General features: G+C 69.6%; 26 protein-coding genes. 16 read left to right on the top strand and 10 right to left on the bottom strand.

Going from position 1 to position 24,996, the window contains the following annotated elements; translation table 11 throughout:
• Positions 1 to 45 precede the first annotated feature (45 nt).
• From sdhC to AB0D27_RS06240, 9 genes are all read left to right on the top strand, one after another.
• Entirely contained in the window at positions 46 to 426 is a 381-nt protein-coding gene (gene sdhC / locus AB0D27_RS06280) for a succinate dehydrogenase, cytochrome b556 subunit (RefSeq protein ID WP_362502760.1), read from the top strand.
• Between the two features lie 5 nt (positions 427 to 431).
• Positions 432 to 923: a succinate dehydrogenase hydrophobic membrane anchor subunit gene (locus tag AB0D27_RS06275; protein WP_362502757.1), complete on the top strand. Its 492-nt coding sequence runs from the start codon at positions 432 to 434 to the stop codon at positions 921 to 923.
• Positions 924 to 946: 23 nt separating this feature from the next.
• Entirely contained in the window at positions 947 to 2,701 is a 1,755-nt protein-coding gene (gene sdhA, locus AB0D27_RS06270; RefSeq protein ID WP_362502754.1) for a succinate dehydrogenase flavoprotein subunit, read from the top strand.
• Entirely contained in the window at positions 2,701 to 3,474 is a 774-nt protein-coding gene (locus AB0D27_RS06265) for a succinate dehydrogenase iron-sulfur subunit (protein WP_362502751.1), read from the top strand. The genes sdhA and AB0D27_RS06265 overlap by 1 nt, the downstream gene beginning before the upstream one ends.
• A 351-nt stretch (positions 3,475 to 3,825) precedes the next feature.
• Positions 3,826 to 4,389, top strand: coding sequence for a hypothetical protein (locus tag AB0D27_RS06260; RefSeq protein ID WP_362502748.1), 564 nt, complete (start codon positions 3,826 to 3,828; stop codon positions 4,387 to 4,389).
• Positions 4,390 to 4,610: 221 nt separating this feature from the next.
• Positions 4,611 to 5,021 carry a VOC family protein gene (locus tag AB0D27_RS06255; RefSeq protein ID WP_362502745.1) on the top strand — a complete coding sequence of 137 codons (411 nt, stop codon included), beginning with the start codon at positions 4,611 to 4,613 and terminating at the stop codon, positions 5,019 to 5,021.
• Positions 5,022 to 5,141: 120 nt separating this feature from the next.
• A complete protein-coding gene (locus AB0D27_RS06250; protein WP_362502742.1) occupies positions 5,142 to 5,549 on the top strand; it encodes a hypothetical protein in 408 nt (135 codons plus the stop codon).
• The gene (locus AB0D27_RS06245; RefSeq protein ID WP_362502739.1) at positions 5,546 to 6,073 is read left to right on the top strand and encodes a DCC1-like thiol-disulfide oxidoreductase family protein; all 528 of its coding nucleotides are present in this window, start codon (positions 5,546 to 5,548) and stop codon (positions 6,071 to 6,073) included. The genes AB0D27_RS06250 and AB0D27_RS06245 overlap by 4 nt, the downstream gene beginning before the upstream one ends.
• A 10-nt stretch (positions 6,074 to 6,083) precedes the next feature.
• Positions 6,084 to 6,830 carry a TetR family transcriptional regulator gene (locus tag AB0D27_RS06240; RefSeq protein ID WP_362502736.1) on the top strand — a complete coding sequence of 249 codons (747 nt, stop codon included), beginning with the start codon at positions 6,084 to 6,086 and terminating at the stop codon, positions 6,828 to 6,830.
• Between the two features lie 54 nt (positions 6,831 to 6,884).
• Here the strand turns inward: AB0D27_RS06240 and AB0D27_RS06235 are convergent, their stop codons facing one another.
• Entirely contained in the window at positions 6,885 to 9,329 is a 2,445-nt protein-coding gene (locus tag AB0D27_RS06235) for an MMPL family transporter (RefSeq protein WP_362502902.1), read from the bottom strand.
• Between the two features lie 156 nt (positions 9,330 to 9,485).
• On the opposite strand from AB0D27_RS06235, the gene AB0D27_RS06230 reads away from it, so the two are divergent.
• The 4 genes from AB0D27_RS06230 (at position 9,486) to AB0D27_RS06215 (ending at position 14,045) form a co-directional block, all read left to right on the top strand.
• Complete coding sequence (locus AB0D27_RS06230) at positions 9,486 to 10,175, top strand: response regulator transcription factor (RefSeq protein WP_362502734.1); 690 nt, start codon at positions 9,486 to 9,488, stop codon at positions 10,173 to 10,175.
• Positions 10,172 to 11,611: a HAMP domain-containing sensor histidine kinase gene (locus tag AB0D27_RS06225; protein WP_362502731.1), complete on the top strand. Its 1,440-nt coding sequence runs from the start codon at positions 10,172 to 10,174 to the stop codon at positions 11,609 to 11,611. Before AB0D27_RS06230 ends, AB0D27_RS06225 begins: the two co-directional genes overlap by 4 nt.
• On the top strand, positions 11,608 to 11,730 hold the full coding sequence (locus AB0D27_RS06220; protein ID WP_362502728.1) for a hypothetical protein: 123 nt from the start codon (positions 11,608 to 11,610) through the stop codon (positions 11,728 to 11,730). The genes AB0D27_RS06225 and AB0D27_RS06220 overlap by 4 nt, the downstream gene beginning before the upstream one ends.
• A gap of 617 nt (positions 11,731 to 12,347) precedes the next feature.
• Complete coding sequence (locus tag AB0D27_RS06215) at positions 12,348 to 14,045, top strand: sulfatase-like hydrolase/transferase (protein ID WP_362502899.1); 1,698 nt, start codon at positions 12,348 to 12,350, stop codon at positions 14,043 to 14,045.
• 75 nt (positions 14,046 to 14,120) lie between these two features.
• Here the strand turns inward: AB0D27_RS06215 and AB0D27_RS06210 are convergent, their stop codons facing one another.
• From AB0D27_RS06210 to AB0D27_RS06200, 3 genes are all read right to left on the bottom strand, one after another.
• Positions 14,121 to 14,522 carry an ATP-binding protein gene (locus AB0D27_RS06210; protein ID WP_362502725.1) on the bottom strand — a complete coding sequence of 134 codons (402 nt, stop codon included), beginning with the start codon at positions 14,520 to 14,522 and terminating at the stop codon, positions 14,121 to 14,123.
• Between the two features lie 103 nt (positions 14,523 to 14,625).
• Positions 14,626 to 16,182, bottom strand: a complete 1,557-nt coding sequence (locus tag AB0D27_RS06205; protein WP_362502723.1) for an ABC transporter substrate-binding protein — start codon at positions 16,180 to 16,182, stop codon at positions 14,626 to 14,628.
• Between the two features lie 213 nt (positions 16,183 to 16,395).
• A complete protein-coding gene (locus AB0D27_RS06200) occupies positions 16,396 to 16,638 on the bottom strand; it encodes a hypothetical protein (protein WP_362502720.1) in 243 nt (80 codons plus the stop codon).
• A 133-nt stretch (positions 16,639 to 16,771) separates the two neighbouring features.
• On the opposite strand from AB0D27_RS06200, the gene AB0D27_RS06195 reads away from it, so the two are divergent.
• A complete protein-coding gene (locus AB0D27_RS06195; protein ID WP_362502717.1) occupies positions 16,772 to 18,049 on the top strand; it encodes a D-alanyl-D-alanine carboxypeptidase in 1,278 nt (425 codons plus the stop codon).
• Here AB0D27_RS06195 and AB0D27_RS06190 read toward each other — a convergent pair.
• Genes AB0D27_RS06190 through AB0D27_RS06175 form a run of 4 tightly spaced genes read right to left on the bottom strand, consistent with a single transcriptional unit; the run spans position 18,003 to position 20,809 of the window.
• The gene (locus tag AB0D27_RS06190; protein WP_362502714.1) at positions 18,003 to 18,953 is read right to left on the bottom strand and encodes a YihY/virulence factor BrkB family protein; all 951 of its coding nucleotides are present in this window, start codon (positions 18,951 to 18,953) and stop codon (positions 18,003 to 18,005) included. The two genes, AB0D27_RS06195 and AB0D27_RS06190, sit on opposite strands and share 47 nt — an antisense overlap.
• A complete protein-coding gene (locus AB0D27_RS06185; RefSeq protein ID WP_362502710.1) occupies positions 18,941 to 19,375 on the bottom strand; it encodes a GtrA family protein in 435 nt (144 codons plus the stop codon). The genes AB0D27_RS06190 and AB0D27_RS06185 overlap by 13 nt, the downstream gene beginning before the upstream one ends.
• On the bottom strand, positions 19,372 to 20,307 hold the full coding sequence (locus tag AB0D27_RS06180) for a decaprenyl-phosphate phosphoribosyltransferase (RefSeq protein WP_362502708.1): 936 nt from the start codon (positions 20,305 to 20,307) through the stop codon (positions 19,372 to 19,374). The genes AB0D27_RS06185 and AB0D27_RS06180 overlap by 4 nt, the downstream gene beginning before the upstream one ends.
• Positions 20,300 to 20,809, bottom strand: coding sequence for a phosphatase PAP2 family protein (locus AB0D27_RS06175; protein WP_362502896.1), 510 nt, complete (start codon positions 20,807 to 20,809; stop codon positions 20,300 to 20,302). Before AB0D27_RS06175 ends, AB0D27_RS06180 begins: the two co-directional genes overlap by 8 nt.
• A 229-nt stretch (positions 20,810 to 21,038) precedes the next feature.
• Here AB0D27_RS06175 and AB0D27_RS06170 point away from each other — a divergent pair, with 229 nt between their 5' ends.
• Both AB0D27_RS06170 and AB0D27_RS06165 read left to right on the top strand, forming a co-directional pair.
• Complete coding sequence (locus AB0D27_RS06170; protein WP_362502705.1) at positions 21,039 to 22,388, top strand: FAD-binding oxidoreductase; 1,350 nt, start codon at positions 21,039 to 21,041, stop codon at positions 22,386 to 22,388.
• A gap of 15 nt (positions 22,389 to 22,403) precedes the next feature.
• Positions 22,404 to 23,159: a decaprenylphospho-beta-D-erythro-pentofuranosid-2-ulose 2-reductase gene (locus AB0D27_RS06165; RefSeq protein WP_362502702.1), complete on the top strand. Its 756-nt coding sequence runs from the start codon at positions 22,404 to 22,406 to the stop codon at positions 23,157 to 23,159.
• Positions 23,160 to 23,211: 52 nt separating this feature from the next.
• Here the strand turns inward: AB0D27_RS06165 and AB0D27_RS06160 are convergent, their stop codons facing one another.
• Together AB0D27_RS06160 and trpS are read right to left on the bottom strand one after the other, a co-directional pair.
• Positions 23,212 to 23,796: a 2'-5' RNA ligase family protein gene (locus AB0D27_RS06160; RefSeq protein ID WP_362502699.1), complete on the bottom strand. Its 585-nt coding sequence runs from the start codon at positions 23,794 to 23,796 to the stop codon at positions 23,212 to 23,214.
• 132 nt (positions 23,797 to 23,928) lie between these two features.
• A complete protein-coding gene (trpS, locus tag AB0D27_RS06155; RefSeq protein WP_362502696.1) occupies positions 23,929 to 24,942 on the bottom strand; it encodes a tryptophan--tRNA ligase in 1,014 nt (337 codons plus the stop codon).
• Positions 24,943 to 24,996: the final 54 nt, after the last annotated feature.

The following is a 24,996-nucleotide window of genomic DNA, read 5'->3' as shown; positions in this document are numbered from 1 at the left end:
CAGAAGCCGGCGCGGCCCCAATCCCCGCTTTCGGAGGGTTCTTCCGTGCCGGCTGGAACGCTGTACCGCGGCCGGGAAGGAATGTGGTCCTGGGTGGCTCACCGAGTCACCGGCGTCCTCATCTTCTTCTTCCTGTTCGTACACGTGCTGGACACCGCTCTTGTCCGTGTCTCCCCCGAGGACTACGACAAGGTCGTGTCCACGTACAAGACGCCGATCGTCGCGCTGATGGAGTACGGCCTCGTCGCCGCCATCCTCTTCCACGCGCTCAACGGCCTGCGTGTCATCGCCGTCGACTTCTGGTCCAAGGGCCCGCGCTACCAGAAGCAGATGCTCTGGTCCGTCGTCGGTATCTGGGTCGTGCTGATGGCCGGGGCCCTGTACCCCGTCCTCGGGCACGCATTCCGCGAAGTCTTCGGGAGCTGACGCAGATGTCCACTACTGACACCGCCGCTTCCGGCATCGGCCCCGTCGAGGGCGCGGGCTCGTTCTCGGCGTACGGCGTCGACAACCCGGCCCCGCTCATCGAGGCCCCTCGCCAGCGCACCAAGAAGACCCCGAAGTCGACCCGCGGCAACTTCGAGATGTACGGCTGGCTCTTCATGCGCCTGTCCGGCATCGTCCTGGTCGTCCTGGTCCTCGGCCACCTGCTCATCCAGCTCGTCCTCGACGGCGGCGTCTCCAAGATCGGCTTCGCCTTCGTGGCCGGCCGCTGGGCGTCCCCCTGGTGGCAGGCCTGGGACCTCGCGATGCTGTGGCTCGCGATGCTGCACGGCGCCAACGGCCTGCGTACCGTCATCAACGACTACGCGGAGCGCGCTAACACGCGCCTGTGGCTGAAGGGCCTGCTCTACACCGCCACGGTGTTCACGATCCTGCTGGGCACGCTGGTGATCTTCACCTTCGACCCGAACATCCGCTAGGCACGGGGCTGAGGCAACCACTCATGAAGATCCACAAGTACGACACCGTCATCGTCGGCGCCGGCGGCGCCGGCATGCGCGCCGCCATCGAGGCGACGAAGCGCAGCCGCACCGCCGTGCTGACGAAGCTCTACCCGACCCGGTCCCACACGGGCGCCGCGCAGGGCGGCATGGCCGCCGCGCTCGCCAACGTGGAGGAGGACAACTGGGAGTGGCACACCTTCGACACGGTCAAGGGCGGTGACTACCTGGTCGACCAGGACGCCGCCGAGATCCTGGCGAAGGAGGCCATCGACTCGGTCCTCGACCTGGAGAAGATGGGCCTGCCGTTCAACCGGACGCCGAACGGGACGATCGACCAGCGCCGCTTCGGCGGTCACTCCCGCAACCACGGCGAGGCCCCGGTCCGCCGGTCCTGCTACGCCGCGGACCGCACCGGCCACATGATCCTCCAGACGCTGTACCAGAACTGCGTCAAGGAGGGCGTGGAGTTCTTCAACGAGTTCTACGTCCTCGACCAGCTGATCGTCGAGGTCGACGGCGTCAAGCACTCCGCGGGCGTCGTCGCGTATGAGCTCGCAACCGGCGAGATCCACGTCTTCCAGGCGAAGGCCGTGATCTACGCGTCCGGCGGCACCGGCAAGTTCTTCAAGGTGACCTCCAACGCGCACACGCTGACCGGTGACGGCCAGGCGGCGGTCTACCGTCGCGGGCTGCCGCTGGAGGACATGGAGTTCTTCCAGTTCCACCCGACCGGCATCTGGCGCATGGGCATCCTGCTGACGGAGGGCGCCCGCGGTGAGGGCGGCATCCTCCGCAACAAGGACGGCGAGCGCTTCATGGAGAAGTACGCGCCGGTCATGAAGGACCTCGCGTCCCGTGACGTCGTATCGCGGTCGATCTACACCGAGATCCGCGAAGGCCGCGGCTGCGGACCCGAGGGCGACCACGTCTACCTCGACCTGACGCACCTTCCGCCGGAGCAGCTGGACGCGAAGCTCCCGGACATCACCGAGTTCGCGCGCACCTACCTCGGCATCGAGCCCTACACGGACCCGATCCCGATCCAGCCCACGGCGCACTACGCGATGGGCGGCATCCCGACGAACGTCGAGGGTGAGGTGCTGAGCGACAACACGACGGTCGTCCCGGGCCTGTACGCGGCCGGCGAGGTCGCCTGCGTCTCGGTGCACGGCGCCAACCGTCTGGGCACCAACTCGCTCCTGGACATCAACGTGTTCGGAAAGCGCGCGGGCATCGCCGCCGCCGAGTACTCGGCGAAGGCCGGCTACATCGAGCTGCCCGAGGACCCGGCGTCGCTCGTCGTCTCGCAGGTCGAGCGGCTGCGCGGCTCCACCGGCACCGAGCGGGTCGCCGACATCCGCCGGGAGCTGCAGGAGTGCATGGACGCCAACGTGATGGTGTTCCGCACCGAGCAGACGATCAAGACGGCGGTCGAGAAGATCGCGGAGCTGCGCGAGCGCTACACGAACGTCTCGATCCAGGACAAGGGCAAGCGGTTCAACACCGACCTGCTCGAGGCCATCGAGCTGGGCAACCTGCTCGACCTGGCCGAGGTCATGGCGGTCTCCGCGCTCGCCCGCAAGGAGTCCCGCGGCGGTCACTACCGCGAGGACTACCCGAACCGCGACGACGTCAACTTCATGCGCCACACCATGGCGTACCGCGAGGTCGGCGACGACGGCACCGAGTCCATCCGTCTCGACTACAAGCCGGTCGTCCAGACCCGCTACCAGCCGATGGAGCGTAAGTACTGATGGCAACCCCGACCCTGGACAAGGCGGACGCGGCCCCCGAGCCCGGCTTCGCCGACTCCCCGTACATCACGGTCACCTTCCGCATCCGCCGCTTCAACTCCGAAGTCTCGGCGGAGGCGGCCTGGGAAGACTTCCAGCTGGAGATCGACCCCAAGGAGCGTGTCCTCGACGCGCTGCACAAGATCAAGTGGGACCTGGACGGAACTCTCACGTTCCGACGGTCCTGCGCGCACGGCATCTGCGGCTCGGACGCCATGCGGATCAACGGCAAGAACCGCCTTGCCTGCAAGACGCTGATCAAGGACATCAACCCGGAGAAGCCGATCACGGTCGAGGCCATAAAGGGCCTGACGGTCCTCAAGGACCTCGTGGTCGACATGGATCCGTTCTTCCAGGCGTACCGCGATGTCATGCCCTTCCTCATCACGAAGGACACGAACGAGCCGACGCGGGAACGCCTCCAGTCGGCGGAGGACCGGGAACGCTTCGACGACACGACCAAGTGCATCCTGTGCGCGGCGTGCACGTCGTCCTGCCCGGTGTTCTGGAACGACGGCCAGTACTTCGGCCCGGCCGCCATCGTCAACGCCCACCGCTTCATCTTCGACTCGCGTGACGAGGCGGGCGAGCAGCGACTGGAGATCCTGAACGACAAGGACGGCGTGTGGCGCTGCCGCACCACGTTCAACTGCACGGACGCCTGCCCGCGCGGCATCGAGGTCACGAAGGCGATCCAGGAAGTGAAGAGGGCGCTGATCACTCGGCGTTTCTGACGTCCCTTCCGGTACGTCTACGTAGGCCCCGTTCCCTTGTGGGAGCGGGGCCTACGTCGTGTACATGGTCTGCTGGAGGGGGTTGGCGGCACACTCGATGGACACTTGGCTTTAGGGGGAGCGATGGGGGTACGGGGCGGCTTCTCGTTCTGAGCCGTGTTCTGGTTGCGCATCCGACCGGGGCGCGCAGGGCGACGATCAGCCCCAAGGGGGAGCGTGGCTCCGGGGAATGGGTCAGGCCTTGAGTGCCTGCTCGGTCTGCGCCTCCGGCTCTATCCGCCGCGGCGTCCGCCGACAATCGATCACCGGGCCGGGTGACCCGGGGGATCGGCTCGCCTCTACGCTTCCGGTATGAGCAACTCCCGCGCGGCGGCCGTCCTCACCACGCCCGATCTCGCCGAAGCGCTGCGCGCCGTACGCACCCTGCTGGACATCGCGGATCTCCATCAGGCGGAGGTCGACTTCGAGGGCGTGATCGACTCGCCGGACGTCCTGGCACGCGTACTGCATGTGCTTCCGGACCTCGAATGGTGGGCGAAGGCCGACAAGGAAGACGGTTCGTCGGAGGCCGGCGACGACCCGGCGGGCTGCCTGCCCATCCGGGTGTTCGACTGGTGCAACTCCCTGGATGTGGCGGAGCCCTTCGTCGCCGCGATGGGCCCGAGCCCCGTAGCCGTCCGCTGGGACCTCAATGCCTGGCCGGAGGTGCCCGAGGCAGGCCTGCCGACCATCTCCCAGAAGTACGCCTACCTCACCCTCGCGCTCAACTCCCGGGACATCTATCAGGACGAACCGTCCCCGGACCACACGGTCTACGTCCACGTACCGAGTGACGACCACATCCCCCGCGTCGAGTGGCTGGCGGCTCAGGTCGGCGGCCGGTACTCGGGCCGGGTGGAGATCTCCCCGCTCTGAGCCTCGCTCCGCGGTCGGCCACCTCGCAGCTCAGTCCTGCGCGGGCTGCGAGCCGTCGCCTCCGCCGGTTGACGGCCGTCAGGTCGATCTCGATCTCGATCTCGATCTCGAAGGGAACGGTGACCTGGACCCCACCGTGCTGGGCTCGGCCTTGCACCACCTGAGGGACCCTCACGGTCTGCCCCTGTGGGGGAAGGCGGAGCGGTACCTAATCTGATGGCATGTCAGATGAAGAGTCGTACGAACTGCTCGGCTTCGACAATGTGCTCCTGGCCGTCGGCGACCTGGACCAGGCGGTGGCCTTCTACGAGCGGGCCGGGTTTCCCGTGGCGTTCCGGCTCGACGAGGCCGGGATCGCGCTGCTGAAGGTGGGCAAGGAGACGCCCGGCGTGCTGCTGCGGCTGGACGAGGAGTTGAGCCATCGGCCGCCGCCGTGGGCCTCGCCGCGGGTGTGGCTGGAGGTGCGGGACGCGCGCGCCGCGGCCGCCGCCCTCGCCGCGGCGGGCGTCCCGTCGCTCGACACCCCCTCTCCCGTCGCCACCGGCTGGACCGTCGAGTTCGCCGACCCCTGGGGCAACGTCATCGGCCTCACGGACTACGGCAAGCGTCCCGAACTGGCCCGCCGGACCTGACCCCCGCCGCCACCGCCCACCGCCCCATCACCCATGGCCCACCTCGACTTGAACATGTTCAAAAGCAGGTCTACATTCTTCCTGACAGCGTTTTGAACGCGTTCAAGAAGGGGTGGGGACATGGATCTCACAGTCGTCGCGTACGTCATCTACCTGGTCGTCAGCATTGCGCTGACCGTCTGGGTGGCGCGCACACTGAGCCACAACGGGCGGATCTTCCTGGCGGACGTACTGCACGGGAACGAGAAGCTCGCCGAGGCCGTCAATCATCTGCTCGTGGTGGGCTTCTACCTCGTCAACCTGGGCTTCGTCGCGCTCTATCTGAACCAGGACGACGAGATCGGCACCGCCCGCGAGGTCTTCGAGGCCCTGTCGACCAAGCTCGGCGTGGTGCTGCTCGTCCTCGGGGTCATGCACCTGGGGAACGTGTACGTCCTCAACAAGATCCGGCGGCGGGGAGTCATGGAGCGCGAGCAGGTGCCGCCCGTCGCGCCGTCGGGCTGGGTCGCGCCCACGGCCGGGGCGTGAGCCCGGTGACCGGCGGCCTCGCCGCCACCCGCGACCGGGACGCCTCGCGCGTCCCGGTCCTCGGGCTCACCGTTCTCTACGACGCACGCTGCTCCCTGTGCGCCTACCTGCGGGGCTGGCTCGGCAAGCAGGCGCAGCTGGTGCCGCTCCGGTTCGTTCCGGCCGGGTCCGACGAGGCCCGGCGGCGGTTCCCCGAGCTCGATCACCAGGTCACCCTGGGCGAGATCACCGTCGTAGGAGACGGCGGGCAGGTCTTCCAGGGGCCCGCCGCCTGGGTCGTCATCCTGTGGGCGTTGCGCGAGCACCGGCCGCTGGCCCACCGGCTCAGCACTCCGGCGGGTGCCCGGCTCGCGAAGGGCGCGGCCCTCGCCGCCGCCAAGTGGCGGGCCGCCCACAGCGCCGACCGGTGGGACGGCAGCGTCTACCAGCGGGGCGACGGGTGGCGTTACGACCCGGGCACGGGATGGACGTACGAGGCTGTCGCCTGTGACAGCGGCGGCTGTTCCACAGATTCCACTCGTTAGGCTCGACCCCGTGCCAGCACCAACACAGGGCCCCGGCCCCGACGAGACGCCCGCCAAAGGGTCCGCGAAGAGTGAGCAGACCCGCGCCCTGATCCTCGAGACGGCGATGCGGCTGTTCCAGGAGCGGGGATACGACAAGACGACCATGCGGGCCATCGCCAAGGAGGCCGGGGTCTCCGTCGGGAACGCGTACTACTACTTCGCCGGCAAGGAGCACCTGATCCAGGGCTTCTACGACCGGATCGCCACCGAGCACCAGGCGGCGGTGCGGGAGGTGCTGGACCGTGAGACGGATCTGGAGGCCCGGCTCGGCGGGGTGCTGAAGGCGTGGCTGGACATCGCGATCCCGTATCACGAGTTCGCGGTGCAGTTCTTCAAGAACGCCGCCGACCCGGACAGTCCGCTCAGTCCCTTCTCCCCCGAGTCGGAGCACGCGCGCGTGGAGGCCATCAGCGTCCACCGGGAGGTGCTGGCCGGGGCGAAGACCAAGGTGCCCGAGGAACTCCGGGACGTCCTGCCCGAGTTGATGTGGCTGTCCCAGATGGGGCTCGTCCTCTACTGGGTCTTCGACCGTACGGAAGGGCGCGAGCGGAGCTACCGGCTCGCCGAGCGCGGGGCACGGCTCACCGCGCGGGGCGTCTCGCTTGCCCGCTTCCGTGTGCTGCGGCCCCTCGTCCACGAGGTGCACGAGCTGTTCACGGACTTCCTGCCGGGGATGTCCAAGGCGCTGCCGGACCCCGCGAAGAAGAAGGGGTAGAGGGCGAAGAGTAAGGGACGCCCGCCCTTGCGGACGCCCCTTACCCGGCTTGGCTCAGCTGACCGCGTCCACTTCCCCCTCCGCCAACTCCACATCGTGCACCAGCGGTTCGTCCGTCACGATCACATGCCGTGCCCGTGCCCCGTACGGGCGCGCCGTCGCCGACAGCAGATACGTCCCCGGGGCCGGCACCGACACGATGTACGAGCCGTCGGCCAGCGACGTCACCCGGTCCAGCCGGCGGCCGCCCTTGGAGAGCAGGGTGAGGACCGCACCGCCGACCGGCGTGCCCTCGGTGTCGCGGACGAAGCCGTGCACGACCGTCGCGCCGGCACTCGCGGGGGCGGCTTCCCCGGGCACCGGTTCCCGGCGCTCCACCGCCAGGTTCGGCAGCCGCTTCTCCAGCCCGGCCGGAAGCCACCAGTTGGACGTGCCGAGCAGATGCATCGCGGCCGGCACCAGGGCCGTACGGAGAATGAAGGCGTCGAGGGCGACGGCTGCCGCGAGGCCCACGCCCGCCATCGCGGCCCCCGAGTCGCCGCTCAGCACGAAGGCGAGGAAGACGCAGACCATGATCAGGGCCGCGGAGTTGATGACCCTGCTGGTCTCGGCGAGGCCCACCCGCACCGCGCGCGCGTTGTCCTTCGTGTGCACCCACTCCTCGTGCATCCGGCTCACCAGGAACACCTGGTAGTCCATCGAGAGGCCGAAGAGGAGCGAGAGCATGATGACGGGCAGGAAGGCGTTGACCGGTCCTTCCTTGCCGAGGCCGAGCAGCTCCAGGCCCCAGCCCCACTGGAAGATCGCGGTGAGTACGCCGAAGGACGCGGCGGCCGCGATCAGGTTCATCAGCGCGGCCGTCAGCGGCACCACGAGGGAGCGGAAGGCGACCAGCAGGAGCAGGAAGCCGAGGCCGATGATCGTGGCGATGAAGTACGGCAGCCGGTCACCGGTGATGGTGGCGAAGTCCTTGGAGACGGCGGTCACCCCACCGACGTGCGCCCGAGCCCCCGCGGCCGGGATCACCCGGTCCCGCAGCGTGTCGATGAGCTGATCGGTCTTCTCCGACTGCGGTGAGGTCGTCGGCACCACCTGGATGACCGTCACACCCCGCGCGGGCGGCAGCGCGGCGGCCCGGGCGACTCCGGCGGTGTCGCCGATGCCCTTCACCAGGGCGTCCGTGTCACCGCTGGACACGACCACCTGCAACGGACCGTTGAAGCCGGGCCCGAAGCCCTCGGCAAGCAGGTCGTACGCCTTCCTGGTCGTCGTCGTGGCGTCGTCGTTGCCCTGGTCGGTGGCGCCGAGACGGAGCGACAGGACCGGGATCGCGAGGATCGCCATGACGACCAGGGCCAGGGCGGCGATGGTACGAGGGCGGCGCTGCACGTTGGCCGACCAGCGCGCCGCGGCACCGCTCGGCCGCTCCGGCTCGGGGCCTCCCCCACTCTCGGCTTCGCTCGAGCGGGAGGGGCCTCCAGCCGCCAGCTTGCGCCGCTGGCGGCGGCTGAGCACCCGGGTGCCGAGGACGCCGAGCAGCGCGGGCAGCAGCGTGACCGCCGCGAGCACGCTGAAGACGACAGTGAGCGAGGTGCCGATGACCACGCCGTCGAGGAACCGCAGGTTCGTCACGAGCATCCCCGCGAGCGCGATGCACACGGTGCCGCCCGCGAACAGCACCGCCCGGCCCGAGGTGTTGAGCGCGGTGACCGCCGACTCCTCCGGTTCCATGCCGCGCAGGATGCCGCGCCGGTGCCGGGTGACGATGAACAGCGCGTAGTCGATGCCGACGCCGAGCCCGATCAGTGTGGCGAGCAGCGGGGCCAGGTCGGGCACGTCGGTGACATGGCTGAGCAGCTGCGTGGAGAACAGGCCGGTGCCGACGCCGAAGATGGCGATGCCGATCGGCAGCAGCATCGCGAAGAGTGAGCCGAAGGCGAGGAACAGCACGACCGCCGCGGCCAGGATGCCGACCATCTCGGCGAGTCCGCTGGGCGGCTCCTGCACCCGCTGGATCGCCTGTCCGCCCAACTCGACCTGGAGTCCGCCCCGTTCGGTGGCCTGCGCGGTGTCGACGACGTCCTGCACCAGTTCCTTGGGTACGGCGTTCGCCTGCTCGGCGAAGGTGATCTGGGCGTACGCGATCCGCCCGTTCGCACTGATCTGCGCCGCGCCCCGCTTCCCCGAGTACGGGCCGGCGATCTCGCCGACGCCCTTCATTTTGCCGATCCTGTCCAGCGCGGGCTGGATCCGGGACCGTACGGACTTGTCACGGACCGTTCCCTCGTCGACCTTCCACACCACCGTGTCGGTGTCGCCAGCGCTGTTCGGGAAGGCCTTCTCCATCAGGTCGTACGCCCGCTTGGAGTCCGTGTTCGGGAGGGAGAAGACGTTCGCGTAGTCCGTGCCCGCGGTGGACGCCGCGAAGCCCAGACCGAACAGTGCCCCCACCCACAGCAACAGGACCACCAGCCGGTGCCGATAGCACCACCGTGCCAATGCCGTCACGCTCAACGCTCCTTCATCGGTTCCCCCGGGTCCTGAGCCCTCAGGATCTCGGCGGCCGGTACCCGTTGACAGGGCCCGCCCATGACTCTCAAGGAACTCCAAGGCGGGAGCCGCCCACGGCGTGCGGGGCGTAAGGATACTGGGGGCATGAACGTTCACGAGGGAGCCACCGTCCTCGTCGTCGAGGACGAGCCGAGCATCGCGGACGTCCTCGCCATCGCGCTGCGCTACCACCGCTTCGAGGTGATGACCGCGGGCACCGTCCGCGAGGCGCTCACGCTCGCCGAACGCACCATGCCCGACGCCGCGCTGCTCGACGTGATGCTGCCGGACGGCGACGGGCGGGCCCTCGGACGCGAACTACGCGCACGCCAGCCGGGCTTGGCGGTCGTCTTCCTCACCGCACGGGACGCGCCCGCCGAGATCGTGGGCGCGCTCGGCTTCGGCGACGACTACATCACCAAACCGTTCAACATCGACGAGGTTGTCGCCCGGATCACGGCCGTACTGCGCCGTACGCGCCCCGAAGACGTCCTGCCGCAGCGCCCGCCCCTGCGCTACGGCGACCTGGAGCTGGACGAGACGACGTACTCCGTCCACCGCGGCGACCGCACGGCGGAGCTCACCCCCACCGAGTACGCCCTGCTGCGCTTCCTGGTCCGCAACGGTGGAAGGATCGTGCCCAAGGAGCAACTCCTGCGCCATGTGTGGCAGTACGAGCACACGGCCGAGTCGACGGTCGTGGAGACGTACATCAGCTATCTGCGGCGCAAGCTCGAACCGCTGGGCCCGCCGGTGATCACCACCCGGCGGGGTGTGGGATACGGGCTGGCATGAGGAGGTTCCCGCGCATCCGCTGCCGGCACGGGATCCACTCCCTCCGCGGCCAGCTGACCCTGGCGAACGTGGGACTGCTGGCCCTGGGCATCGTGGTGGCGACCGCCGTGAGCCTGATGGGCATGCGGCACTATCTGCTCGACCAGGTCGACGCGGAGCTGGTCAAGACACGGGACTCGCTGGGCAGTGCGCGGCTCACGATGGAGCAGATCGACTCCTTGAGCGCGCTGGCGTTCGTTCGCGACCGGCTCGTCCCGCACACCGACGAGTCGCCGAAGCCGGACTCGATCTTCACCGCGGTGGACCGGCACGGGAACCCCATCGCCATCGGCACCTTCAAGCCGACCGCGTCCCAGCGCGCCCTGGCCGACGCCGTGAGCGAACCGCACGCGCTCGTCGCCGACACCGAACCGCACGACGTCACCGTGCACGGCGCCCCCTACCGGGCGACCGGGGCACGGCTCACCGACGGCACGTACGTGCTGCTCGCCACCTCGACCGACGGACTGCACAAGGGCATCGCGAAGGCACTCAAGCTCGACCTGGCCTTCGGCACCCTGCTGTTGGCGCTGCTCGCGTGCCTGACGATGTTCAGCGTGCGCCGCCGGATGCGGCCTCTGGAGGCCATGGTGGAGACCTCGTCGGCGATCGCCGAGGGCGATCTGACCCGGCGCGTGCCCTCCAGCCACCATCCCACCCAGGAGGTCGAGCAGCTGCGGCTCGCCCTCAACTCCATGCTCCACCAGGTCGAGTCGGCGTACCGGACGCGCGAGCGCAGCGCGGCCCAGCTGCGCCGGTTCGTCGGGGACGCCTCGCACGAACTGCGCACACCGCTGTCCGCCATCCGCGGCTATCTCCAGCTGTACGAGAAGGGCATGCTGACCGATCCGGCCGAGCGCAGGCGGGCCTGGGACCGGATGAACGGGGAGGCCGACCGCATGGGGCGGCTCGTCGACGAGCTGCTCACCCTGGCCCGCCTCGACCAGCGCCCCGAACTGCGCTTCAGAAACGTCGACTTGAGCCGCCTGGTCCGGGACGCGGCCGAGGACCTGCGAGCCCAGCAGCCCGGGCGCCCGGTGACCGTGGGCGCCGACGGAACGCTGCTCGTGCGGGCCGACGAGTCGGGGCTGCGGCAGGTGCTCGGCAACCTGGTGGGGAACGTCCGCACCCACACGCCCGCCGACGTGCCGGTGCGGCTCGGTCTGGAACGCGCGGACGGTGTCATACGCCTGTGTGTCGCGGACGAGGGACCGGGGCTTGTGGAGGAGGACGCGGCGCGCATCTTCGACCGGTTCTTCCGGGCCGGCGGCGGGGCGGGCAGCGGGCTCGGCATGGCGATCGTGCAGGGCGTGGTGACAGCACACGGTGGCGGGGTGGCGGTGCGGACGGCCCCGGGCGAGGGGCTGGCGGTGACGGTGACGCTTCCGGCACGGTGACGCTTGCGCTTTTCGGTGCGGCGACGCTCGCGCTTGTCGGTGCGGCGACGCTTGCGCTTTTCGGTGCGGCGACGCTCGCCCTTGTCGGCGCGGTGACGCTCGCGTTTTCGGTGCGGTGAGGGTGACACTCGCGCTCTCGGTGCGGTGACGGTGCCGCTCCCGCTCGCGCTCTCGGCGCAATGACGGTGACGCTTGCGCTTGTCGGTGCGGTGACGGTGACACCCCCGCTCTCGGTGCGATGACGGTGCCGCTTCCGGTGCGGTGACCTGCTAGAACGGACTTGGGCAGAAGCTGACCAGGACGATTGAACACGGGCAGCCGTGGCGCCGTACACAGATGAAGGCGGCCCCGACGTCCCCAGCATGGTCCGCCGCGCCACCACCGGGCTTCGCACGGAAGGACCGCCGGGTTGTCGTTCAACACGAGCTCTCGACAGCTGCCGCACACGGACGAGGCGCCCCCGGAGGCGGGGCCGACACCGGAGCCGTCCACGGACTCGCCCGGACCGGATGCCTCAGCCGCGCCGGACGCCTCCATCTCCGCCTCCTCCTCCGCCTCCGCCTCCTCCTCCGCCTCCGCCTCCGCCTCCGCCTCCGCCTCCGAGCCGGATACCACCGGCCCCGAGCCGGACGCCGCTGCCCCGGATGAGGACGAGTCCCCGGCCCAGACCACACCAGCCGACGCGGAAGCCCCCGCCGAAGCCATCCCGGCCGAAGACGAAGCCCCCGCCGAAACCATCCCGGCCGAAGGCGAAGCCGCCGCCCCCACCCGCCCCCGGCGCCCCTGGCACGGCTGGCGTGCGAAGTATCCTGTCGCCGCCCGGGCCCTCGCCTGGACCACCACCGTCCTGGCCGCCGCGCTCGTGCTGTTCGCGCTGCTCATGCCGAGCAAGATCGACGACGTCCGGTTCGCCGAGTTCGTCCGTATCCCGGTGGAGGCGATCTTCGGCGCCGCCGTTCTGATCGTGCTGCCGCGCACACCGCGGATCATCGTGGCGGCGCTCGCCGGACTGAGCCTCGGCGCCCTGACGATCCTGAACTTCCTCGACATGGGCTTCAACGAATACCTCGGCCGGGGATTCAACGTCGTCCTCGACTGGGCGCTGTTCAGCGACGCGCAGTCCTACCTCCAGGACACGATGGGCAAGAAGGGCGCGCTCGGCATCGTCGTCGTGGTCGTGCTGATCGTGATCGCCGTGCTCGCCCTCATGACACTGTCGGTCGTCCGGCTCGGCAACCTGCTGGCCCGGCACACCGAGGCGGCGACGCGTACGACGCTGTTGATGGCCATCGTCTGGGTCACCTGCGCGGCGCTCGGCGTGCAGTTCACCGGCGTGCCGCTCGCCTCCGAGCACACGACGCTGGTCGTCCAGGACCGTGCCGAGCGGGTACGGGACACGATCCGGGACGAGGCGGCGTTCGCGAAGGTCGCCAAGAAGGACGCCTTCGCGAACACCCCACCGGACCAGTTGCTGACGGGGCTGCGCGGCAAGGACATGATGATCACGTTCATCGAGAGCTACGGCCGCAGCGCCATCGAGGACCCGGTCATGGCGCCGGGCGTCGACGCGACCCTCACGTCCGAGAACCAGAAGCTGCGGGGGGCCGGGTTCGCGGCGAAGAGCGGCTGGCTCACCTCGGCGACGTACGGCGGCAGCAGCTGGCTGGGGCACTCCACCTTCATGTCGGGTCTGTGGATCAACAACCAGCAGCGCTACCGCACCGTCACCGCGGGCGACCATCTGACCCTGCCGGGCGCGTTCAAGAAGACGGGTGCCTGGGACACGGTCGGCATCATGCCGGGCATCCAGAAAGCCTGGCCGGAGCAGAACTTCTACGGCATAGACAAGCTCTACGACTCCCACAAACTCGGCTACAAGGGGCCGAAGTTCAGCTGGTCGACCATGCCCGACCAGTACGCCCTGACCGCGTTCGAGCGCCTGGTGCACGGCAAGAAGCACGACAAGCCGCTGATGTCGACGATCATCCTGACCTCCAGCCACCAGCCGTGGGCACCGATCCCCAAGACGGTCCCCCAGGACCAGGTCGGCGACGGCTCGATCTACAAAGCCATCGAGAAGGCCGGCAAGAAGCCCTCGGACATCATCACCGACTCCACCAAGTCGAAGCAGGAGTACGGCAAGTCGATCCAGTACTCGGTGACCAGCCTCATCGACTACCTGGTGAAGTACGGCAACAAGGACACCGTGCTCGTCTTCCTCGGCGACCATCAGCCCATCGCCCGGGTCAGCGGGAACAACGCCAGCCGTGACGTGCCCGTCTCCATCGTCGCCAAGGACCCGAAGGTCCTCGACAAGATCGCCGACTGGAACTGGACGGACGGCCTGCGGCCCGAACACAACGCCCCGGTCTGGAAGATGAGCGCGTTCCGCGACCGCTTCCTGACGGCGTACGGCTCGACCCCGTCACCGTAAGGGACGGAACGGCAGACGGATCGACCCCGTCACCGTGAGGGACGGCGTACGGCTCCGCACACGGCCGCCGTGGGGTCACGGGGCCGCGGCCACCAGCGCCCACACCGTCTTCCCGTAGCGCCCCCGGCTCCACATCCCCCATGCCGCGGCGAGGTGCTCCACCAGGTGCAGCCCGCGGCCGGTCTCCTCCCAGTCGGCGACCGGCCGGGGCCGGGGCTCGGCGAGGCCCTCGTCGGAGACCTCGATGAAGCAGGAACCGTCGGCGAGGGCGGTCACCGCGACCTCGAACTCCCTGTCCACGAGCGGCCCGTGGCGTACCGCGTTGGTCGCCAGCTCGGAGACGAGCAGGACGACGTCCTCGAGTGCCGGGTCACCGGCGCTGTGGCCCCAGTCGGCCAGATGGTCCCGCACCCGGCGCCGGGCGAGACCGACGGACGCCGGATGCTTGGGCAGCCGGAATGAGTTGCGTCTCACCACGTCTGCTCCTCACCCCGCACACACCTTCGACACATGGTGCTGCGTGGGGTGAGGGGGCGATGTCACCGGGGTGGGCGTCGGCCCCACGGGATCGCGTCAGTTGTCATATCCAGCTCAGCCGCCAGAGGCGGAAGACGCCGGTCCCGTCCGACAGATACTGGCCGCCTCCGACGTTCTCATTGCTCAGTACGTACTCCTTGCGCTGCCACAGGGGAATCAGCGGAACATCCTGAGCCACCACTTCCTGCAGCTGCCGGAAGGTGTCGGTCGTGCGGCTGCGGTCCTCGTACTGCTGAGTGGCCAGAATCAGCTGGTCGACCACCTTGCTGCTGTAGCCGTTCTTCATGCTGTTGCCGGTGCCGACGAGCGGCGCGCTGAAGGTGTCCGGGTCGGGATAGTCGGCGACCCAGCCGACCGCCCAGGCGTCCAGCCTGCCCTCGGCGTACTGCTTCTGGAAGTCGGTCCACTCGTAGCCCTTGGTCGCCACCTTGAACAGCCCGCTCGCCTCGAGCTGGCGCTTGAGCTCGGCGGCCTCCGACCCGGCCGAGCCCCGGCCCTCGGCGTACCCGTAGGTGAAGCGCACGGGCAGCGACACCCCGGCCTCGTTCAGCAGGGCCCGCGCCTTCCTGGCGTCCGGCTTGGGGTAGTCGTCGAAGAAGGACGTCGAGTGGCCCGTGATCCCTGCCGGAATCAGCCCGTACAGCGCGTCGGTCGTCCCCTTGTACGTCTGGCTGACCAGCTCTTCGCGGTTGATGAGCGCGGCGATGGCCTGCCGCACCCGCCGGTCGTGCAGCGGCGAGCCGGCGCGCACGTCGAGGACGAGGTTGCGGGTCTCGGCGCTGTCTGCCTCCGTGACACGCTGTTTGGGGTCGCTCGGCGAGAGGCCGGCGAGCACGGCGGGGGGCAGTTGGCGGGCGGCGACGTCGAACTTCTTCGCCTTCCAGGCGGTGTCCAGGGCCTGCGAGTCGGCGTAGTAGCGCAGCTCGATGGGCCTGCCGGTCTCCTTGACGGCGCCCGCGTGGTTCGGGTTGGGCGCGAGGACGGCCCGCTTGTTCTTCGTATACGTCTTCAGTACGTACAGTCCGGTGCCGTCGGCGCCGGTGTCGGTGCGCAGGGCCCGCTTCGGGTAGCGGGTGTGGTCGACGATCGAACCGGCGCCGGTGGCCACTTTGAACGGGAAGGTGGCGTCGGGCGAGGACAGGTGGAAGGTGACGGTCAGCCCGCTCGCGTCCACCGAGCCGAGGGTGGCGAAGAGAGACGCGGGCCCCACCTCGTCGTCGATGCGCTTGACCCGCTCGAAGGAGAACTTCACATCCTCGGCCGTCATCTTGCGCCCGCTCGGAAAGGCCAGGTCGTCGCGCAACGTACAGCGATACGTCCGCAGTCCCGTCCCCACGAAGCCGCAGCTCTTCGCCGCGTCCGGTACGGGGGCGGCGCCGCCCGGCTCGAATGTCAGCAGCGACTGGAACACATTGCTGAACAGCGCCCAGGAGCCGGCGTCGTACGCGCCCGCCGGGTCGAGCGAGGTGACGGCGTCCGTCGTCCCGACCGTGATGGTCCGGTTGCTGTTCTCCTGCGCCGGCAGTAACTGCCAGCCACCCACACCTACGCCCGCCAGTATCAGAAGCGTCGCGAGAATCCGTATGCGAACCGATCGCATCGGTGCCCCTCCCCAGGCCCACCGCACGTCACTCCCCTGGTGACGCGGATCACCTAACCACAGCTGTTTCAGCCGGGGGAAGAGGTACCGAAAGAGTGAACGGAACCGATTCAAACGATCATTTCAGGCCTGTTTCACAGCACACTCTCAGGCTTCCTTGGACACCGGCTCCCGCCGCAGGACGCCGGCCGCGCCGCGGGGCCGGCTGCCTCGTCATGGCCTCTGGCGCAAAGCGCGCACCCCGCGCAACCCGATGCCTCCCACGACCGTCCCCAAGACAAAGGAGACGACGGCGAGTGTCAGGTGCACCCAGAAGTACGCGGTCGGATCACCCGCGTCGTCGAACGCGAGCCCGCTGCCGTCTTTGAACAGATTCTTAATGAAAGTGACCCAAATGACCCAACTCCACACCCCGAAGGCGAGCAGGAACCAGGACACGGGGCGGCTGAGCTTCATGGGTTCAGTATCGCCGTCGTCGGCCAGGACGCGGCGCCGGGGTGGGAAGGGTGAGGAGACTTCCGGGGAGGGCGATGCGACTTCCCGGGAGGGTGATGCGACTTCCCGACCGCAGCCCTGTACTTTCTCGACCGTGCCCGCCACCCAAAAGACCGTCAAGCGATCCTTGCTGGTCACCTCAGCCACCCTGCTTTCCCTTTCACTGACAGCCGCCCCCGCCCCGGCCGCGGAGTCACCGTCCCCGAGCACCACCCCGAGCGCCACGCCCCCGGTGAACATGTCGACCGTCGGCGGTCTGCTGCTCGGGCGGCCCGGCACTCAGGTGAACCTCGGCAGCGACACCCCCGTCCTGCCCAAGGACGTCACCGCACGCTCGTGGATCGTCGCCGACGCGGAATCCGGCGACATCCTCGCGGCCCACAATGCGCACTGGCGGCTGCCCCCGGCGAGCACCCTGAAGATGCTGTTCGCCGACACCGTGCTGCCGAAGTTCCCCAAGACCACCGTGCACACGGTGGTCCCCGCCGACCTGGCGGGCATCGGCGCCGGCTCCAGCATGGTGGGAATAAAGGAGGGTGAGACGTACACCGTCCACGACCTGTGGCTCGGCGTCTTCCTGCGCTCCGGCAACGACGCCGTACACGTGCTGTCCTCGATGAACGACGGCGTCGACCAGACGGTCAAGGACATGCAGGCGCACGCCGACGAGCTGCAGGCCCTCGACACACATGTGATCAGCCCCGACGGCTACGACGCCAAGGGCCAGGTGTCGTCGGCGTACGACCTGACGCTGTTCGCCCGTTCCGGGCTGCAGAAGAAGGACTTCCGGGAGTACTGCTCGACGGTGCGGGCGAAGTTCCCGGGCGAGACGTCGAAGAACAAGAAGGGCACGACGAGCCGGGATTCCTTCGAGATCCAGAACACCAACCGCCTGCTGACGGGCGACAGTGACGTCTCCACGTACCAGGGCATCGCGGGCGTGAAGAACGGCAACACCACCAACGCGGGCGCCACCTTCACCGGAGTCGCCGAGCGCGACGGCAAGGTGCTGCTCGTCACGGTCATGAATCCCGAGAAGAACGAGCACAACGAGGTCTACAAGGAGACCGCGAAGCTCTTCGACTGGGGCTTCCAGGCCGCGGGCAAGGTCGAGCCGGTGGGTGAGCTGGTGCCGCCGAAGGGCGTCGACACGAGCGCCCAGCCGGGCGCGAAGGCGTCGAACGGGCCGGCCGGGAACAACGGCGACGCGTCCGCGAAGCCGGTGGCCGCCGCCTCCGCCGCGCGGGACGGTTCCAGCGGCATCGGGATCGCGCTGGCCGTCATCGGCGGCTTCCTCGCGCTGCTCGCGGCGGGCGTGTTCCTGGTCAACCGCCGGTGGCCGCTGCCCGATCTGATGCGCCGTCGCCGCTGACCGCCGGGGACGCCGGGCCTTCCTCGGCCCCCTGATCCTCCGGGGCGGCCGGTGATTCCTCGTGCCCCGTCGCCGTCCAGGCGGCGCAGAACAGGAGCAGTTTCGCGGTGAAGTTGATCCACAGCAGCAGCGCGATCGGCACTCCGAAGGCGCCGTACATGCTCTTCGACGCGACGCCCCTCATATAGCCGCTGAGCAGCAGCTTGAGCAGCTCGAAGCCCGCGGCGCCGATCAGTGCGGCCACGACCAGCCGACGGCGCGGCGGCTGGACGCCGGGCAGCAGCGTCAGGAGGTAGAGCAGGAGCAGGAAGTCGGCGAGTACGGCGACGGCGAACGCGGCGGCCTGCAGCAGCACGCTCCCCCAGCCGTGCTCGTCGATGCCGAGCTGCCGGGCCGTCCACCCCACCATCGTGGACGCGAGGGTGGAGGCGGCGACGGTGACGAGCACCGCGCCGCCGAGTCCGACGAGTACGCCGCCGTCCTTGAGCTTGCGCAGGAAGGGGTTCTCCTCGCTGTCGGGCAGCTCCCAGACCGCCCGCAGGCACTCCCGCATCGAGCCGACCCAGCCGATGCCGGTGAACAGCAGAACGGCACCCGCGATGACACCGATCGTGCCGGCGTTCTGGACGAGACCGTTGATGTCCAGCTGGTCGGAGATGCCCGGCACCTGCTCGGCGAGTTTGTTCTGGAGATCCTTCTGCTGCCGCGCGCTGAGCGTGGCGGCCGCGATCGCGGCGGCGACCGTCAGCAGCGGGAAGAGCGCCACAAAGCTGATGAAGGTCATCGCGGCGGCGAGCCGCGTCCACTTCACCCGGTCCAAGCGCTCGTACGACCGCCACGCGTGCGTGGCCATCAGTCGGGTGACCAAGGGCCCCACACCGGGAAGCTTTTTCAGCCAGTCCATGATCCGACTCTGCCCTCACCTCGGAAGACCAATGTCCGGGTACCCCAAAAACGCAGGACAGTGGCGAGCGCCATACCGATTCCGGCGCCCGAGACGGTGTCCGCGCGCTGGGAGGTGAACCCGAGGCCGTAGTGACTGACGGCGATGCACAGCAGCTGGACGAGGGCGCCCGCGATGTTCACCGCGAAGAAGATCACGTACTGGCGCAGGCCTCGGGTGCTGTGCCGGTAGGTGCCGAGCGCGTTTCCGGCGTACGCCACCGAGCAACCCGCCATGAAAGACAGCGCCTTGGCGGTCAGCGGGTCCAGGCCCATGGGTCCGCGCAGCCAGACGAAGAGGCCGAGGTCGGTGGCGTAGGCGAGGATTCCGGCGGTGGCGAAGCCGAGAAGCTCCTGGGCCACAGGCCGCCGGGCAACGCTCACCAGTTCGCCACCGCGAGGCCGTACATCGCGAGCCACACCAGGCCGATGACCGCGAGCGCGCGGTCGTGCAGGACGACGTCCTCCGGCTCGCCCGCCGTGCCGCGGTCGGCGAAGACGGCGTACCGCAGGATGGCGAGGATGAAGGCCACCATCGACAGCTGCCGCCAGGGCAGCACGCCCGTGCTCGGCACTCCGCCCTCCTCCAGGGCCCACAGGCAGTAGCCCAGGACGGAGACGCCGGCGGCCAGCTGCCAGACGAAGCGCAGATAGCCGGTGGTGTACTCGGTGAGCAACGCGCGCGTGGCGCCCGCTTGTCCGGCCATCTGCACGGCCTCGGAGTAACGCTTCGCCGACACCATGAACAGCGCCCCGAAGCCGGTGGTGATCAGGAACCAGCGCGAGAGCGGGATGCCGAGGGCGAGACCGCCGATCATGGCGCGCATCACGAATCCGGTCGTGACGACGACGAGATCGACGACCAGGACGTGCTTGAGGCTGACGCAGTACGCCAGTTGCATGCCGATGTACGCGGTCAGCAGCGCGCAGACGGCCGGTGAGCAGAGCAAGGCGGCGACGGTCGGCGCGAGGAGCGCGAGGGCGCCCCCGACGGCGTACGCGACCGGGACGGGCACCTGGCCCGCGGCGACGGGGCGGTGGCACTTGACCGGGTGCGCGCGGTCGGCGACGGCGTCCCGGGCGTCGTTGATCAGGTACACGGCGGCGGCGCAGGCCGTGAACAGCGCGAAGAGGAGCGCGAGTTGCGTGACCGCGTGCCGCGAGAAGAGCTGGCCCGCCGCGGCGGGGGCGGCCACGACCAGCGCGTTCTTCACCCACTGGCGGGGGCGCGCGGTCCTGAGCAGCCCCCGGGCGAGGCTCCTCGTGGCTGCCGGAGCGGCCGGTCCGCGCTCCAGGAGCGCCGTGCGCTCAGCCATGGCCGACGCCGATCCAGCGGGCGCCCAGACGGGCCGTCAGGACACCCAGTGCGGCGCCCGCGGCGACGTCCGAGGGGTAGTGGACGCCGACGACCAGCCGGGCGAGACACATCGCGGCGGCGAGCGGGGGGACCGCGTACGCGCCGAGCGCGCCGTACGCGACCGCCGCGGCCGCCGCCGAGGTGGCGTGCGAGCTCGGGAAGGAGTGACGTCCGGTCGTGCGCACCAGCGGCACCACGTGCGCGGGGCGGGGACGGCGCACAATCCGCTTCACGCCCATGCTGGTGAGGTGCGCGACGGTGGTGAGCGCCGTCGCGCGCAGCCACGCGCCGCGCCGCTCACCGTTGACGGCCGCCCCCGCGAGCCCCGCGGCGAGCCACAGCGCGCCGTGCTCCCCGCTCCAGGACAGGGTGCGCGCGACGGCCGCGACGCGCGGATCCATACCGCGCGCGTGGAGTGCGGACAGCAGCCGACGGTCCACGTCGTCAAGTCGGCGGTCCATGTCGTCGGGCTGGTCCATGTCGTAGGGCTGCCCGTCCATGTCGTCACGCCATCGGTCCATGTCGTCATGGTCGTCAAGGTCGTCCATGTGATCTCACTCTTCTAGGGAGTGGCCGCAGAATTACGGCAATCTAGGACGACATCCCATTAATCACCCATTTCGGTGAGGAGCCGTGAGGGCGAGGTAGATTGAGCCGTTACGCACCCATACCGGCGCTACGGTCACGGACATGCCTGCCGACACCGTCTCCGTCACCGGTTGGGGCCGCACCGCCCCGACCGCCGCCCGTCTGGTCCGCCCCCGCACCTACGAGGAGGCGGCCACCGCCGTCCGGGAGTGCGGGACACGCGGGGGCATCGCCCGGGGCCTCGGGCGGGCGTACGGGGACGCCGCACAGAACGCGGGCGGCGCGGTCCTCGACATGACGGGACTCGACCGGATCCACGCGATCGACGCGGACGGCGGCACGGTCCTGTGCGACGCGGGGGTGTCCCTGCACCGGCTCATGGAAGTCCTGCTCCCCCTCGGCTGGTTCGTGCCGGTCACGCCTGGGACCCGCTATGTGACCGTCGGCGGGGCGATCGGCGCGGACATCCACGGCAAGAACCACCATGTGTCCGGCTCCTTCGCCCGCCACGTCCTCTCCTTCGAGCTGCTGACCGCGGACGGCGGGATCCGCACGGTCGGCCGCGGCACGCCCCTGTTCGACGCCACGGCCGGCGGCATGGGCCTGACCGGCGTGATCCTCACGGCGACGGTCCGGCTCCAGCACGTCGAGACCGCACTGATGTCCGTCGACACCGAACGCGCGGCGGACCTGGACGACTTGATGGGCCGCCTCACCGCCACGGACCACCGCTACCGGTACTCGGTCGCCTGGATCGACCTGCTCGCCCGCGGAGCGACGATGGGACGCTCGGTGCTGACCCGCGGCGACCACGCGCCGCTCGACTCGCTGCCTCCACGCGCGCGTAGACACCCACTGGCGTTCCGTCCCTCGCAGCTGCCGTCCGCGCCCGCGTTCCTGCCGGACGGACTCCTGGGGCGTACAAGCGTGAGCCTCTTCAATGAGCTCTGGTACCGCAAGGCGCCCCGCGCGCGTGCCGGCGAACTGCAGAAGATCTCGTCCTTCTTCCACCCCCTGGACGGGGTGCCGCACTGGAACCGCGTCTACGGGCGCAGCGGCTTCGTCCAGTACCAGTTCGCCGTCGGCTACGGGCAGGAGGAGGCCCTGCGCCGGATCGTGCGGCGCATCTCCGAGCGCCGGTGCCCGTCCTTCCTCGCCGTCCTCAAACGCTTCGGAGAGGGCGATCCGGGCTGGCTGTCCTTCCCGATGCCCGGCTGGACCCTCGCCCTCGACATCCCCGCGAACCTGGCGGGGCTCGGCGACTTCCTCGACGAGCTGGACGAGGAGGTGGCCGCGGCGGACGGACGGGTGTACCTCGCCAAGGACGCGCGGCTGCGCCCCGAGCTGCTGGCGGCGATGTATCCGCGGCTCGGCGAATTCCGTTCCCTGCGGCAGGAATTGGACCCGCGGGGAGTCTTCACCTCGGACCTGTCCCGCCGCCTCGGTCTCTAATTGCTAGGAGCTGTCATGAAGGACGCCTTCGGTCTGCCCCAGTCCCTGCTGATCCTCGGCGGCACGTCCGAGATCGCGCTCGCCACCGCCCGCCGCCTGATCGTCCGGCGCACCCGCACGGTGTGGCTCGCCGGACGGCCGTCGCCCGACCTGGAGCGGGCCGCCGAGCAGCTGCGCGCGATGGGCGCGGACGCCCGCACCGTCGCCTTCGACGCCCTCGACCCCGGCTCCCACGAGACCGTGCTCGGCAAGGTCTTCGCGGAGGGCGACATCGACATGGTGCTGCTGGCGTTCGGCGTCCTCGGCGACCAGGCGCGGGACGAGAAGGAGCCCGCGCTGGCCGTACGGGTCGCGCAGACCAACTACACGGGCGCGGTGTCGGCCGGGCTGGTCTGCGCGCGGGCCCTCCAGGCGCAGGGGCACGGCTCCCTGGTGGTGCTCTCCTCGGTCGCGGGCGAGCGCGCCCGCCGCTCCAACTTCATCTACGGCTCCAGCAAGGCGGGCCTGGACGCCTTCGCGCAGGGCCTGGGCGACGCGCTGCACGGCACGGGCGTGCACGTGATGGTCGTACGCCCCGGATTCGTGCGTACGAGGATGACGGCCGGACTGCCTCAGGCGCCGCTGGCCACGACTGCGGAGGCGGTCGCGACGGCCGTCGAGACGGGGCTGCGCCGACGCTCGGAGACGGTGTGGGTGCCCGGGGCACTGCGTCTGGTGATGTCTGCGCTACGGCACGCACCGCGCCCGCTGTTCCGCCGGCTGCCGATCTGACGCGCCCGTAGGCCTGTCGTCACATGCGTCGCCTGCCCCGCGACGACAGGCTCTAGCGGGCCGGGAGTGTGCTGTCGCGCTCGGTGGGAGCGCACGCCTGCGGGGGCACCACCGCGCCCCCGAAGGCGAACTCGCGCAGCTTGCGCCAGATGCCGTCGGCGCCCTGTTCGTAAAGCGCGAATCCGGTGCAGCGCCACTGGGCCTCGTACCCGGACAGCGCCTCGTAGGCCTCGTCCATCGCCTCGTCGTCGATGCCGTGTGCCACGGTGACGTGCGGGTGGTACGGGAACTGCAGCTCGCGCGCGACGGGCCCGGAAGCGTCCCGGACCTGCTTCTGCAACCAGGTGCAGGCCGCGGCGCCCTCGACGACCTGGACGTACACGACGGGCGACAGCGGGCGGAAGGTGCCCGTGCCGGACAGCCGCATCGGGAAGGGGCGCCCGGCGGCGGCGACCTCGACGAGATGCGCCTCGATCGCGGGCAGCGTCGAGTCGTCGACCTCCGTCGGCGGCAGCAGGGTGACGTGCGTGGGGATGCCGGAAGCCGCGGGGTCACCGAAGCCCGCGCGCCGCTCCTGGAGCAGGCTGCCGTGAGGCTCCGGGACCGCGATCGACACGCCGATCGTTACGGTCCCCACGTCGTCTCCCGTCTTCGTCATTCTTCGGTCCGGTGTGGTCAGCAGGCAGGGGGCGCTGCCGGGGCAGCGTCCAGCTATCGACTGTACGGCTACCGCCGTCTTGTTTGGGGCCGCGGCTGTGTGCTGTTCGGCTCAGTGCTTGGCGGGCAGGAAGCCGACCTTGTCGTACGCCTGGGAGAGCGTCTCCGCGGCGACGGCACGCGCCTTCTCGGCGCCCTTGGCCAGGATCGAGTCGAGTGTCTCCGGGTCGTCCAGATACTGCTGGGTGCGCTCCCGGAACGGCGTCACGAAGTCGACCATGACCTCGGCGAGGTCCGTCTTGAGCGCACCGTAGCCCTTGCCGGTGTACTTCTGCTCCAGTTCCGCGATACCGGTTCCGGTGAGGGTCGAGTAGATGGTCAGCAGGTTGCTGATACCCGGTTTGTGCTCCGTGTCATACCTGATGACGGTGTCCGTGTCGGTGACCGCGCTCTTGATCTTCTTGGCGGTCGACTTCGGCTCGTCGAGCAGGTTGATGAGGCCCTTCGGCGTGGACGCCGACTTGCTCATCTTGATCGTCGGGTCCTGGAGGTCGAAGATCTTCGCCGTTTCCTTGAGGATGTACGGCTTCGGGACGGTGAACGTCTGTCCGAAGCGGCCGTTGAAGCGCTCGGCGAGGTCGCGCGTGAGCTCGACGTGCTGGCGCTGGTCCTCACCGACCGGGACCTCGTTGGCCTGGTACAGCAGGATGTCGGCGACCTGCAGGACCGGGTACGTGAACAGGCCGACGGAGGCGCGGTCGGCACCCTGCCGGGCGGACTTGTCCTTGAACTGGGTCATGCGGGACGCCTCGCCGAAGCCGGTGAGACAGTTCATGATCCAGGCGAGCTGCGTGTGCTCGGGGACGTGGCTCTGGACGAACAGCGTGCAGCGCTCGGGGTCGAGACCGGCGGCGAGCAGCTGCGCGGCGGCGAGCCGGGTGTTGGCGCGCAGGTCCGCGGGGACCTGCGGAACGGTGATCGCGTGCAGGTCGACGACCATGTAGAACGCGTCGTGGGACTCCTGCAGAGCCACCCACTGGCGGACGGCGCCGAGGTAGTTGCCGAGGTGGAACGAGCCTGCGGTGGGCTGGATTCCGGAGAGCACGCGGGGTCGGTCAGAGGCCATGTTCACCATTCTCTCAGGTGCGGGGGCCCGGGCAGGAACTGGTCGGAAACTGAT

The organism is Streptomyces sp. NPDC048415 (genome assembly GCF_040651675.1).
Lineage (GTDB): Bacteria > Actinomycetota > Actinomycetes > Streptomycetales > Streptomycetaceae > Streptomyces.
Note: the sequence above shows the minus strand (reverse complement) of the source record. Positions and strands in the feature narration are given on the sequence as shown.